We start from the raw sequence: 12,779 nt of genomic DNA, 5'->3' as shown, positions 1-12,779 counted from the left end.
TCATCATGGCGGTCCATACAGATTTCTATAGAACACAACCCCGCCTCTCGAACGAGAAATGAGCACCTAATTTTTCTTTGCCCAGATGGTGGCCATAGGTCATCATCCCTACCAATCGATATCGGTCGCCACTCGAAAAAATTAAGGAGAGATTTTTGAAAATCGAAGTAGCTTGCAAAGAAACCGACAGCACTAAAGCTAAGGGTGACCTGTTAGAAAACTTAGCAAATGACTTACTTATTGCTCAAGGCTATGAAGTAATTGAAGAAATTCGAATTACTGGCGCGGAGCTTGACTTACTTTGCAAGCATCGAGTTAGTGGAAAAACCATCTATGTAGAATGCAAAGCACAAAAAGAAAAAATCTCAGCACCTATCCTTCGCCAGCTATTAGGGACAGTAATAGCATATGATTACGCTGAGGGATGGCTAATAAGCACCGCCGAACTAGGAAAAGAAGCGAAGGGTTTTGCAGAACAATGGCGGGAAAAAAATCAAGATCTCGGTTCTAAACTTAGCTTCTACACACCAAAACTAGTGATTGATTCTTTACAAAGTTCTTCAATTATATGTAAGCAGCCAATTTCTGAGGCCATAGAAATTGCAGGAGGCGAGGAGAAGCTCGGTGATTGGTTCCTGCTAGTTACAGCATACGGACGATTTTGGGTTGCCTATGCACTACAGGGTGGAGCCCCATGTGGTGCCTTCCTTTTCAACGCAGTTACGTCAAAACGTGTAACTGATGAAGCAACCATACTCAATATCTCAAGACTTGATAGCAGCCTCGCACAATATGATCTAACGGTAGACATCAATAATGAAACAATACCAGCTAGCGAAAACAGTAAGCTTCCTAGAGTTGTAGAAGTTCAAACTGGAGACTCGTGGGATGACTATCGACCGGCACGGCCGCAAGACTTCGTCGGCAGAGACAACACCCAAAAAGACATAATTAATTTCTTAAGCCTTATTCAGCAAAACAAGGTTGACACGCGCGTCTTTGCAATAACTGGAAATTCGGGACTGGGGAAAAGCTCGCTAATCGCCAAGCTCAGATCTAGGACAAGAAATAAATTTTATGCAAAACGCTTTTTCACCTACGCAATTGATATTCGTGGCGCAGCGACTCCCTCCTATATTGCATCTTCGCTGCTAAGCTGTTTTAAAAGCGCACAAGATGCAGGATTTGGTGACGATATAGAGCTTCAACTGACTGATCCAACATCACTTCTCGCATCTGGCAGTATCGCTCGTTATTTGGAATCTCTAAAGCAGAAAAAACAAATCGTCTGCTTGGTTTTCGACCAATTTGAGGAGTTATACTCAAAACCAGAACTTTTTGGAATTTTCAACGCAGCGAAGGACCTCATGCTAGAGGTAGCCGCATACAAAGCTAACTTAGCGTTAGGATTTGCTTGGAAGACTGATAGTACGACACAGCATGATCATCCTGCATACCACATGTGGCATGACCTATCTGATCACCGAAGAGTTTATAAGCTAGACGTTTTTCTGAATGGTGAAATCTCTAAAGCTATTACTACATTCGAAAAAGAAATAGACCAAAAAATACCTGTCGAAATAAGACACCAAATCTCCAATAGTAGCCAAGGCTTTCCTTGGCTACTAAAAAAGCTATGCATAAACCTTTACGACAACATGAAAAAAGAGACCGACGGGGAGGCCTTAGTAGTCGAATTAGATGTAAGCAGACTATTTGAAAACGACATCGAAAATCTCACCCCTCAAGAATACTCATGCCTTAAGCTAGTCGCTCAAAAAGCACCAGCCGACTGGGGAGAAGTCATCGAAATATCAGGCGTCGGGATTGTGAACAGTTTGGTTCACAAACGGTTAATCATTAAAAGCGGATCAAGACTCAACATTTATTGGGATATATTTAAAGACTACTTACTAACTGGCGCCATCCCAGTAATACCATTTAACTACATACCCACATCCGACTTTTCTTCAATGTACAAAGTTGCCACCAAGCTGAATGAAACAAATTTCACCGAATCTATAGACATTGCGAATGAGTCAGGGCTTAACGAACGTACAGTATGGAACATCGGCGCCGACTTAGTCATGTTCGGAATTGCAGAGCGAAAAAACGTAAAATTCAAGCTTCATCGAGATCTAGAGGACAAAGAATACTCAATGATGGAGCGGTTTCGAGAAAAGCTCGGCAAGCACTCTTTAAAAATCGCCATTTACAAATCAAGCGCCGGCAAAGTGATAAACAGTTCCGACATAACCAAAGCCCTCAAAACATGCATAAAAAATGGCCAATATAGTGAAAAAACCTGGCAAATCTACTCTAACCGGCTAATAAAGCTCTTGATGGTTACAGGTTTTCTTAGCAAACTTGGAAATAAGCTTTTAGTACAAGATTCAGGAGCATCCGTAGCTGACGCAGCAGAATTGGGTAGGCGTAGTAGTAGGCAACGAGGCGTTGTATTTTCGGCTATGGCATCACCGGCAAGTGTGTGCGAGGCACTCGAACTGCTCAAAGCCAACGTCCTGACGATTAACGATTTAATAGAAAAAGGTTATAGAAATTCTATTTTCATCCTTGATCGCTTTGATCTTATAACCAAAGAAAACAATGAAGTAAAGCCAAACCTCGGTTCTATTAATAAGTTAGGCGGAAGCAGTGCCGCCGTATGGTCCTTAGCGAAAAATGAACCCGCAATCGCAAAATGCATCGAAAAACTTTCTCAAAATCCTAACATTACCGGGGTGGAACTAGGTGATTTCCTTTCTTCTGAATATCAAATGCCTTGGACTGATGCCTCCAAATCAAGAAATGGTAATAGCCTTAAACAATGGTCGAGCTGGGTCAAGGATGGTATCGATTCATCTCTAATACCTGAGCCACCAGGACGGGCCAAGTAAAAATGCGCATCATTAACTATCAAATAAAAGGAGAATAAAAAAAGGAAAAGGGAACGGCTTTATTTTCAGAAAATAGATCCGCTCTCTTTTCGTTGAAACCAACTCTTACCAGCCGACAAATTATAACCCTAAGCTTTTCTTTAGAAAGCAGGAATAGGGGACAGATTTATTTATTGGGCAACAGTCCGCTTCTGGCCGTTTTCCGCCTGTCGTGACGGGCCGAAATCGACCCAATTGCTGGCTGTCGTAACAGTTGCCTGCCTAGCGTGGATATCTTTGCCAGCGCTATTGTGCGCACCATGTACCCACAAAAAATGGAGCCCAATGATGAGGGCAGAACGCTATCGAGTTCGCTTAATGTTCGAATGGGGCGGCGGTTGCCTTTGGTGTGGAAACAATATTGCCCGGGATAAATTTTCTGTAGGGCCTATTGAAGAGAGGCTACCACTCAGTAACGAAGTCCAGGCAATGCTTAACGAGCTTTCACAGTGGCATGACACCTCGCTGAACTGGGACTACCCACCTGATCCCGGCCCTTGGAGTGCAGATGATTACGCAAGATTTGACGAGGCCGCCGCTACTGAAATCCATCCAACAGGAATTGGGTGAAGAATTCGAGGTGGTGTACGAAAAACTTTGGCTTATCGGTGTGAGCCTTCGACCTGATTCTGATAACGAAAGGATGCAGCTATAGATCGGTAGCCCACCTTTGCAACAGGCCGCCACAACCCAAAGCAGACATTTCAGCTTCTTGATCAGTAGTAGCCCCCGCCAGTCCTAAAATCGAGACGGCGGTTCATTTCCAGCTTTGATCTGTGAAAAGACATGGTCTGGATCTGCCTGGCACCAATATCTGAACAGAAGGCGAGGTTCGGTATCCCCAAAATACTGACTCAGGAAGCTCTCGGCGGGGATTAGCAATTTAGTTTCTGGCCATTGCTGAGCTAAAACACCTATGTGCTTGCCTGACGAACAAATAATCCACGTCGCCTTGCCTCCACTGATGCCAGGCAGGTAACCCATACCTTGGATCGCTTCGAACAAAGCGCGCAGTGTTACTGCTGGATCAAGCCTGATTGATGTCCTATGACTTTCCAGATCATCCCCTGCATGCACGCTATCCCGATCAATTTGAATGACCAACATGAATGTTCCTTTTTAGCGTTGTGTAGTCACTAGAATGCCAGCGTAGGAATGCCAGCAGCTATCTGTCTACAGTCCGCTTCTGGCCGGTAGCAGCCCTTAAAGAAGGTCTACTTTGGGTCGAAAGCAGCAATCCACAACCGGCTGCTAACAACCCTTAGCGGACTGGCCTTCTGTTCATTTGCAGCCGTATGTCAGTGGCGTAGCCCTACTGCGGAGAACCTGTGGCGCCGCCGCCCTGGTTTTGATGCCCGCTCGGCAGGCACAAGCCCGAACGCACGTAAAACCGTCGGCCCCGCTGACATTTACTGGGCCGAAGTCATATTCGTCATGAAACGTAAACACCTGCAGCGGCTGAAGGCAGGGTATTCACGCTTGCTTGAACACAAACGGCTTCATGTCTTGGATATTCCCGACGATTACCGCTACATGGACCCCGAACTGATCACCATCCTGGAAGACACCTTGACGCCCTGCCTCAAGGGCTAGCCTTCGCGTCTATCTGGCGTCACGCGCATCAGATTGGCAGCTCAGCACCAAAACTGCCACTCACCGATTTAGTGCTTGATCCCGGCGAAGCAGTCGCCATCGGCGTCGAAACTTGGTACATCGAAGCGGTGCTGAAGGCTGTGCACCAGAGGTTGTGCTGAGCCGACGCCAGGGTGCTGCCATAGAAAATGCCGTAACCCACGCTCAACCACTACGGCCGACGCCATGCCCCAGCCCACAAGGCGGTTACCTAACCCCGAACGCCCTGCCGGCTCAGCCCTCAGGTATGCCTGCTTCACCGGGCCGTTGCCGGCAGTGAACGGTGGCCCCGCTGCTCACCAACTTCCACAGCGAAGTCGCTTCATCCCGCTCAATAACCCCCTGCGCTTCAAGCCGCTCAAGCGTGTCCACCGCCCGTTGATAACCAAACAACGCGATCCGCTGAACCATCGAGATGCCAAAAGTCTCATGCGCTTTCAGGTGCGCCAGAAGTTCCAGGTCGTTCATAGTTTCTGTCCTTTCATGAAGGGTGTAATCGTGCAATTGTCCGAAGCCCTTCAGGGGGTCGATTTGCGTCAGCACCACCAACAATGTGCTCCATTCCCGCCCACCATCGTCTGAACCCACACCTCCGCACCCCAGGCATTTCCCGATGCAAGCACTGCTGCAAGACATCCTCGACCAGGTCCGCCCGTTGCTCGGCCAGGGCCAGGTAGCGCAATACATCCCTGCCCTCGCCCAGGTCGAACCCGACCAGTTGGGAATCGCCGTGCACGGCCTGGACGGTCAGGTGCATTGCGCGGGCGATGCGCACACGCCCTTCTCGATCCAGAGCATTTCCAAGGTGTTCAGCCTGGTCCAGGCGATCGGCCACAGCGGCGAGGCGATCTGGTCGCGGTTGGGCTACGAGCCTTCCGGGCAGGCGTTCAATTCGCTGGTGCAGCTGGAAGTGGAAAAAGGTAAACCGCGCAATCCCTTCATCAACGCCGGGGCGCTGGTGATCTGCGATATCAACCAGTCGCGCTATGCCACACCAACGCTGTCGATGCGCGACTTCGTCCGCCGCCTGGCGGGCAATCCGCGCATCGTCAGCGATGCGCTGGTCGCCGACTCCGAATACCAGCACCGCGCGCGCAATGCCGCCATGGCCTACCTGATGCAGGCGTTCGGCAACTTCCATAACGAGGTCGAGGCGGTGCTGCGCAGCTACTTTCACCACTGCGCGCTGTCCATGAACTGCGTCGATGTGGCCCGCGCTTTTGCCTTCCTGGCCAACAGCGGTTACTGCCCGCACAGCGGCGAACAGGTGCTCAGCCCGCGCCAGGCGCAACAGGTCAACGCGATCATGGCCACCAGCGGGCTGTACGACGAGGCCGGCAATTTCGCCTACCGCGTCGGCTTGCCGGGCAAGAGCGGCGTGGGCGGCGGCATCGTCGCGGTGGTGCCGGGCCGCTACAGCATCTGTGTGTGGTCGCCCGCGCTCAACGCCTCGGGCAACTCGCTGGCGGGATTGCGCGCGCTGGAATTGCTGAGCGAACGCATGACCGGATCGGTGTTTTCGGCGGTGCCTTGAGCGGCCGTGACATCAAGCGATAGTGCCGCGAGGCGGGCCCCCGCGGCACGTTCGCCTGCTTAGAACTTCAGTTCCCACTGCCCCATCAGCGCATGATTGCGGCTGTTGCTGCCCAGTTCGCCGCTGTATCCCAACCCGACCGACTGCCGCGCGCTAACGCCCAATGTCAGGCCAGCCTCAACCACCAGGCTGTCGCGGTCCAGCGCGCTGCCTTCGACGCTGAACGCATCGCCGCCGGCGAGGAAGGCCTGGCGGGTGCGGGTGTCGAGGCTGCCGTAGGTGTGGCGCCAGCCGAGGCTGGCCCGCGGGGTCAGGCTCATGCCGTTGTCCAGTTGGCCGAGGTGGGCGATGCGCACGCCGAAGGTGCTGGTGAGGTTGTCCTGGGTGTCGGCATCCACTGCCAGCGCGGCGTTGCCGCCCTTTTCGCGGTAGCCGTCGCGGTGGTAGCGCTGGTAGCCGAGGTTGGCGAACGGCTCGGCGTTGAAGCGTCCGCTGCCCAGGGCATAGCCCAGTTCGGCGAAGGCTTGCTGGCTGTCGGCGTCGTAGTCGCCCTTGATCCGTTCGTTGAAACCGCTGAAGTCCAGGCTGCGCTTGCTGTCGCCGTCGTGGGCGCTGTAGGCGGCACCCAGGCGCAGGGCCAGCGGTCCGCTCTGACGCAAGGCGTAGACGCCGGCGTGCCAGCTATTGACCTTGCCGTCGAGGCCGGTGGCATCCAGGCGGGTGCGCGAGTAACCGCCCAGCACGCCGAGGCGCCAGTCGCTGCCGACCGCCCAGTCGAGGCCCAGCACCAGGCCGCCGGTGCGTTGTTCCAGGGCGCTGCCGCCGTGGCTGCCATCGACCTTGCCGTAGCTGCCGAGGGCTTGGGTCCACAGCCGGCCGCGGGCGTTCGGGTCATTGAGATCACGCACGCCCTGCGGCAGGCCGGTGGCCGCCAGCACCGGGGTGTCTTGCTCATCGAGGCCGACCAGCAGGCCCGCCGTGCTGCCCATCGATTGCATCGCACCAAGCATGCTGCCGCCGACCTGCGCGCTGCCGGCCAGGGTCGCGCCGGCAAGGTTGGCGGTGCTGCTGGCGCTCAGTTGCTCGATGGCGTTGCCCGCGGTGGCGGTGGAGGTATTGAGCAGCGCGTTGTACAGCGCGCTGTCGCTGCCGAGGCTGCCCAGCGCTCGGGCCGCGGTGCCGCCGTTGGCGCTTTGCGTGTACTGCGCGAACGACACGTCGTTGCGGGTGTAGTCCAGGCCAACCGAGGTGCCGCTGTAACTCAGATTCGGAGTGAGGAAGGCGTAGTCGCTCTCGACCTTGCCGAACGTGCCTTGCACCGCACCGGCGTTGAGCACGGTGTAATGGCTCTTCCACGGGTAATCGCCCGCCGACGGCTGCACATGCAGGGTCGCGCCGTTGAGGCGGGCGGTGCCGCCAACGCTGATCGGCGCGCTGCTGCCATCGGCATTGACGCCATACACCAGGCTCGCGCCGCTGCCGAAGTTGAGGTCGCCCTTGACCGTGACCACGCCCAGCCCCTTGTTGGTCTGCAGGCTGCCGTTGACCGTCAGGCCGCCGACCGAGCCGCCACCGGCATAGACGCCACCGGCATCCACCACCAGCGCGCCGAGGATGCTGCCCTGGTTGACCAAAGTCGCACCCGAGGTGACGCTGCCGCCCTGGCTGAAATCGTTCTGGCTGCTGAGGGTCCAGCGACCGCCGCTGACCACCAGCTTCTCGAAGTTGGCGCTATTGCCGAAGCTGCCACTACCGTCGAGGGTCAGGGTGTCGATCCCCGCCCCGCCGTCCACCAGGCCGTTGAATACACCGCCGGTGGTGACGATCAGGTGGTCGTTGCCGCCGCCCATGCTCAGCGCCAGGCCGTTGCCGCCGCTGAGGGTGCCGCCGTTGGTGACGGTATCGTCGTAGTCGCCGATCAGCTTGATGGCGAAACCGCGCTCGCCTTCGATCCTGCCGTAGTTGCTGATCGTGGTCGCGGCGACGCCGGCGCCTTCCGCGCCGTCATCCACCAGGATGCCGTTGTCGACGCTGCGGATCACGCCCGTGGCGGTGTTGACGATACTGCCGCCGCCCATGGCGATGCCTTCGCTGCCGTTGGGCCGGCCGCCGCTGTCGACGCCCTTGGCGCCCAGGCCCTGGATCGTGCCTTCGTTGTAGATGTGGCCGATCAGGTCGATGTCCACGCCGTCACCGTCGCCGTTGATCTTGCCGTCGGCAATGGCGCCTGTGATGACCCCGCCGGCGTAGTTGAACACGGTGCCGGAACCGTCGGAGCCGAAGCCCGAGCCGTTGCGCCCGGTGACAGCGCCATAGTTGTACAGGGTGGCGTCGGTCTTCAGGTCGATGCCGTGGCGGTCGGCGCTAACGGTGCCGTAGTTGTAGACGGTGACGCCGGTGGATTCGCCGATCTTGATGCCGTCGTATTTCTGGTCCTTGCCGTCCTTGTCCTGCGGCGCGGTGTCGGTGCGGATCAATCCGTAGTTGGTGATCACCGCGTTGGAGCCGGTCTTGATCGCGTCGTTGCCCACCGAATGGATCACGCCGGTGGCTTCGTTGGTCAGCGTGGTGGTGAACTTCGGAGTGTTCAGGGTTTCCAGGTCGATCGCCTGGCCATCCACGGTGGACTCGATGGTGCCGGCGTTGACGATCTTCAGGCTGCCGCCGGCAACCGGGTTGGTCTGGATCCGCAGGCCATCGTTGGTGCCCTGAATCAGCGCGCCGGCGCGGTTGTTGATGACGAAGTGGCTTTCGTCCTCGCCATCGCTCTTGGTGTCGATGCCGCGGGCGACGGTGGAGCGGATGATCCCGGCGTTGTCCACGCTGACCGTGGTGCCGCTGGTTTGCTTGGGCAGGATCACACCGTCATCGCTGCCGGCGACGATGCTGCCCTGGGCGGTGACCTTGAGGGTGTCGCCCTTCTTCAGTTCCAGCGTGTCGCGGGTGGCGCTGCTGATCAGGTAGTCCTTGGCGAAACCGGACGGGGCGAAAGAGGCACTGGCGAGTGCGACGCAGAGGGCAAGGCGATGCGGCGTGAAGAGCATGGTGAGCGACCGTTATCCTTATTGAAAGGCGCTCAATATGGCGGCGGGATATGACGGTTTGATTGATCGGCTCTATCGAACCGCGCCGGTCAGTTAACCGTCCCGCGAGCCGGTCTGCTCCAGTTGCTCCTCGAACCAGCGCAGCACCGCCTGGCACCCCGGGTGCGCCGCGCCGCTGTCGCGCAGCCACAGCGCGTAGACACCTTCGGTCTTGAGCGGCTCGCCGAACGGCAGGATCAGGTCGCCGCGGGCCAGTGCGTCATGGGCCAGCATGCGGTCGGTCATGGCGACGCCGAGGCCACGGGCCGCCGCGTCGAGGGCCAGGTCATCGAGGTTGAATTGCAGGTGCTTGTAGCTGCGCGGCTGGTGATCCGCCTGCGCCTGCAACCACTGGGTCCATTCGTGGCGCGCGGTCGAGCCGTGGATCAGCGCATGGCCGGCCAGCTCGTCGAGGGAGCGCGGCGGCAACTGACCGTCGCCCAGCACGGGCGCGCAGACCGGAATCAGGTATTCGTCGAACAGCGGCGTCAGCGCGCGGCCGTCGAGGCCTTCGCGCAGGTACAGCACGTAGGCGTCACAGTCGCCGCTGGTGTCCACCACTTCGCCGCTGACCGTCTCTATGGACAGGCACAGTTCCGGGTTGGCCGCGTAGAACGAACTCAGCCGCGGCAACAGCCAGCGCACCGCCAGCGAAACGAAGATGCGGATGCGGAACGGCCGCTCCGACGACGGCGGCGCGAGCCGTTCGCCGAGGGCGCGCAGGTCCTTGAGGATCGCGCAGGACAACGCATACACCTCGCGCCCCGCTTCGGTCAGCGCGACCTTGCGGCTGGTGCGGTCGAACAGCGCCACCCGGTAATGCTCTTCCAGTTGCTGGATCTGCCGGCTGACCGCGCTCTGGGTCAGGTGCAACTGGCGGGCGGCCTCGGTAAAGCTGCTGCTGTCGGCGACGTGAACCAGCGCCTGCAGGGCCTGGAGCGAGGGTGTGCGAAAGAAGTTATCCATGCGTTTTGAGAATGCCTGAATGAATTTTTAACGTTAGAAGACCGCCGCCAACGCTCGTAAATTAAGGCTTGTCCAGCGCCTCGCGACATCACTTCCGATAAGCCAGGGGCATTGATTGTGGAGAGCCCGATGTCAATTGACAACCGCTGTGGATGGATCGCCCTGGCCGGCGAATCACCGCCCCGGCAGCGCCTCGAGCGCAACCTTCAGGCCGACTGGCTGATTATCGGCGGCGGGATCACCGGCTTGTCGGCGGCGCACAGCCTGGCGGCGCAATTCCCCGACCAACGCATCGTCCTGCTGGACCGCCAGCGCGTGGCGCAAGGTGCTTCGGCGCGCAACTCGGGCTTTGCCGTCAGCCACGAATTGCCGGCGGCAAGCGAACTGCTCGGCACGCCCGGCTTCGCCGGTTATCAAGTCGCCTCGCGAATTGGCGTAGCGGCCGGCCAGGAACTGCGAGGGCGCATTCACGACCTGGGCATCGACTGCGAATTCGATGAAGGCGGCTATCACTTCGCGGTGCACCGGCCGGAGCACCTGCGCCACGCCGAAGCGGCCATCGAAACCCTCACCGCCGTCGGCGCCGACGCCCGCTACCTGGAAGGCGGTGCCTTGCATACCCGCCTGGGCAGCGCGTTCTACGCCCGCGCCATTCATTGCGCCGGCGGCAATGCGCTGCTGCAGCCGGCCCGCTATGTGCGCGGCCTGGCCGACAGCCTGCCGCCAAACGTGGAAGTGTTCGAGAACAGCGCGGTGCTCGACCTCAAACGCAGTGGTGGCCACTGGCACGCACGCCTTGAGGCCGGCGAGGTCCGGGCGAGCCGGGTGCTCGGCTGTGTCGGCGCGTTCCTGAACCGGGTCGGCGTGCACCGCAGCGGCACCTTCCCGCTCGAACTGAGCGCCAGCATCACCCGGCCGCTGTCCGAGGCGCGCTGGCAAAACCTGTTTGGCGAACGCACCTGGGGCGTGCTGTCGACCTTGCCGGGCGGGGCCACGGTGCGCCTGCTGCCGGGCCGGCGCCTGCTGATCCGCAATACCGTGGAATACCGTCAGGCCGACCTCGATCGCGCCGGCTTGCAACGCCGCCAGCACGAACACGTGCGGGGTTTGCAAAAACGCTTCCCCGGCCTCGACGCCAGGGACATCGAATACACCTGGACCGGCCACCTGAGCGGCACGCGCTCCGGCGAGCCGTACTTCGCCCGGGTCGACCAGGACTTCTACGCCGTGTCTGGCTGCAACGGCTCGGGCGTGGCCCGCGGAACACTGTGGGGCCGCTTGCTCGCGGACATGGCGATCGGCGCCAGCTCGCCGCTGCTCAGCGATGTCCTCGGCCAGGCCCACCCCGGCTACCTGCCGCCACGCCCCTTCTTCGACGTCGGCGCGGTTGCGCGGATGGGCTGGGAAGTGCGCCGTGCCCGGCTGGAACGTTGACGAACCCGGCGCTCGCGCCCCTTGCAACAACAAAAGAGAGAGCAAGATGATCACACGTACCTGCCTGCTCGCCGCCTCGGCGGCGCTGCTCAGCGTCGCGGCGCATGCCGCCGACAGCGTCAATATCGCCAACTGGAGCGGCTACGTCGCCGATGACACCCTCACCGAGTTCACCCGGCGCACCGGCATCCAGACCACCTACGACCTCATCGACAGCAACGAAACCACCGAAGCCAAACTGATGACCGGCGGCAGCGGCTACGACCTGGTCAGCCCGTCCAACCATTTCCTGCCACGGCTGATCAAGGCCGGCGCCATCCAGGAACTGGACCGCAGCAAGCTGCCCAACTGGAACAACCTCGATCCCAAGCTGATGAAGCTTTTGGAGAGCAGCGATCCGGGCAACCGCTATGCGATCCCGTACATGTGGGTCACGGTGGGCATCGGTTACAACGAGGACAAGATCAAGGCGATCTTCGGCAACACCGACGTCACCCAGTCCTGGCAACTGCTGTTCGACCCGGAAAATATCCGCAAGCTCAGCCAGTGCGGCGTCGCCTTCCTCGACAACCCGACGCAGATCCTGCCGATCACCCTGCGCACGCTGGGGCTCGACCCGCACAGCGAAAGCCCCGCCGACCTGAAAAAAGCCGAGGCTGCGCTGCTCGCGGTGCGTCCTTCGATCAGCTATTTCCATCAGTCCAAGTACGTCAGCGACCTGGCCAACGGCAATATCTGCGTGGCCATCGGCTTCAGCGGCGACGTGCTGCAGGCGATGAGCAGCGCGCAACATGCCAACAACGGCGTGCACCTGAACTACAGCATCCCCCGCGAAGGCTCGACCATCGCCGTGGACATGGTGGCCATCCCGAAAGCCGCGCCGCACCTGGACGCTGCCTACGCCTACCTGAACTACCTGCTCGACCCCAAGGTGATGGCCAGCATCAGCAACGCGGTGCAATACCCCAACGGCAACGCGGCCTCGCTGCCGTACCTCGACCCGGCGCTGCGCGACAACCCGGCCGCCTACCCGCCACAAGCGGTGCTCGACAGCCTGTTCCCGATCCAGACCCTGACGCCCTCGGGCATGCGCCTGAGCACACGGTTGTGGACGCGGGTCACCAGCGGCAAGTGAGTCAGCCGGCGCGTTCAGCCGCCCGCGTGGCGGCTGAACGCGCTCTTTATTACCCGCAA

General features: G+C 58.7%; 10 protein-coding genes. 6 read left to right on the top strand and 4 right to left on the bottom strand.

The window, feature by feature from the left end; all coding sequences use genetic code 11:
- The first annotated feature begins 155 nt into the window (after nucleotides 1-155).
- Both NTD82_RS27840 and NTD82_RS27835 read left to right on the top strand, forming a co-directional pair.
- Nucleotides 156-2,897, top strand: a complete 2,742-nt coding sequence (locus tag NTD82_RS27840) for a restriction endonuclease (protein ID WP_262131038.1) — start codon at nucleotides 156-158, stop codon at nucleotides 2,895-2,897.
- A 327-nt stretch (nucleotides 2,898-3,224) separates the two neighbouring features.
- Nucleotides 3,225-3,506 (top strand): hypothetical protein, encoded by a 282-nt coding sequence (locus tag NTD82_RS27835; protein ID WP_262131037.1) that lies wholly within the window; start codon nucleotides 3,225-3,227, stop codon nucleotides 3,504-3,506.
- 168 nt (nucleotides 3,507-3,674) lie between these two features.
- Here NTD82_RS27835 and NTD82_RS27830 read toward each other — a convergent pair whose 3' ends face one another.
- Nucleotides 3,675-4,043: a hypothetical protein gene (locus NTD82_RS27830; RefSeq protein ID WP_095155304.1), complete on the bottom strand. Its 369-nt coding sequence runs from the start codon at nucleotides 4,041-4,043 to the stop codon at nucleotides 3,675-3,677.
- A 327-nt stretch (nucleotides 4,044-4,370) separates the two neighbouring features.
- Here NTD82_RS27830 and NTD82_RS29530 point away from each other — a divergent pair, with 327 nt between their 5' ends.
- The gene (locus NTD82_RS29530; RefSeq protein WP_371864276.1) at nucleotides 4,371-4,529 is read left to right on the top strand and encodes a cellular communication/signal transduction; all 159 of its coding nucleotides are present in this window, start codon (nucleotides 4,371-4,373) and stop codon (nucleotides 4,527-4,529) included.
- Between the two features lie 273 nt (nucleotides 4,530-4,802).
- Here NTD82_RS29530 and NTD82_RS27820 read toward each other — a convergent pair whose 3' ends face one another.
- On the bottom strand, nucleotides 4,803-5,036 hold the full coding sequence (locus NTD82_RS27820; RefSeq protein WP_262131035.1) for a hypothetical protein: 234 nt from the start codon (nucleotides 5,034-5,036) through the stop codon (nucleotides 4,803-4,805).
- A gap of 145 nt (nucleotides 5,037-5,181) precedes the next feature.
- On the opposite strand from NTD82_RS27820, the gene glsB reads away from it, so the two are divergent.
- A complete protein-coding gene (gene glsB / locus NTD82_RS27815) occupies nucleotides 5,182-6,102 on the top strand; it encodes a glutaminase B (protein ID WP_262131034.1) in 921 nt (306 codons plus the stop codon).
- A gap of 59 nt (nucleotides 6,103-6,161) precedes the next feature.
- Here glsB and NTD82_RS27810 read toward each other — a convergent pair whose 3' ends face one another.
- Nucleotides 6,162-9,146 carry an autotransporter domain-containing protein gene (locus tag NTD82_RS27810; protein WP_262131033.1) on the bottom strand — a complete coding sequence of 995 codons (2,985 nt, stop codon included), beginning with the start codon at nucleotides 9,144-9,146 and terminating at the stop codon, nucleotides 6,162-6,164.
- Nucleotides 9,147-9,239: 93 nt separating this feature from the next.
- The gene (locus tag NTD82_RS27805; RefSeq protein ID WP_262131032.1) at nucleotides 9,240-10,151 is read right to left on the bottom strand and encodes a LysR substrate-binding domain-containing protein; all 912 of its coding nucleotides are present in this window, start codon (nucleotides 10,149-10,151) and stop codon (nucleotides 9,240-9,242) included.
- Between the two features lie 135 nt (nucleotides 10,152-10,286).
- On the opposite strand from NTD82_RS27805, the gene NTD82_RS27800 reads away from it, so the two are divergent.
- A complete protein-coding gene (locus tag NTD82_RS27800; RefSeq protein WP_262131192.1) occupies nucleotides 10,287-11,585 on the top strand; it encodes an NAD(P)/FAD-dependent oxidoreductase in 1,299 nt (432 codons plus the stop codon).
- A 46-nt stretch (nucleotides 11,586-11,631) separates the two neighbouring features.
- Complete coding sequence (locus tag NTD82_RS27795; protein ID WP_262131031.1) at nucleotides 11,632-12,720, top strand: polyamine ABC transporter substrate-binding protein; 1,089 nt, start codon at nucleotides 11,632-11,634, stop codon at nucleotides 12,718-12,720.
- Nucleotides 12,721-12,779: the final 59 nt, after the last annotated feature.

Source organism: Pseudomonas sp. 5P_5.1_Bac1 (assembly GCF_025466015.1).
Taxonomy (GTDB): Bacteria; Pseudomonadota; Gammaproteobacteria; order Pseudomonadales; family Pseudomonadaceae; genus Aquipseudomonas.
Note: the sequence above shows the minus strand (reverse complement) of the source record. Positions and strands in the feature narration are given on the sequence as shown.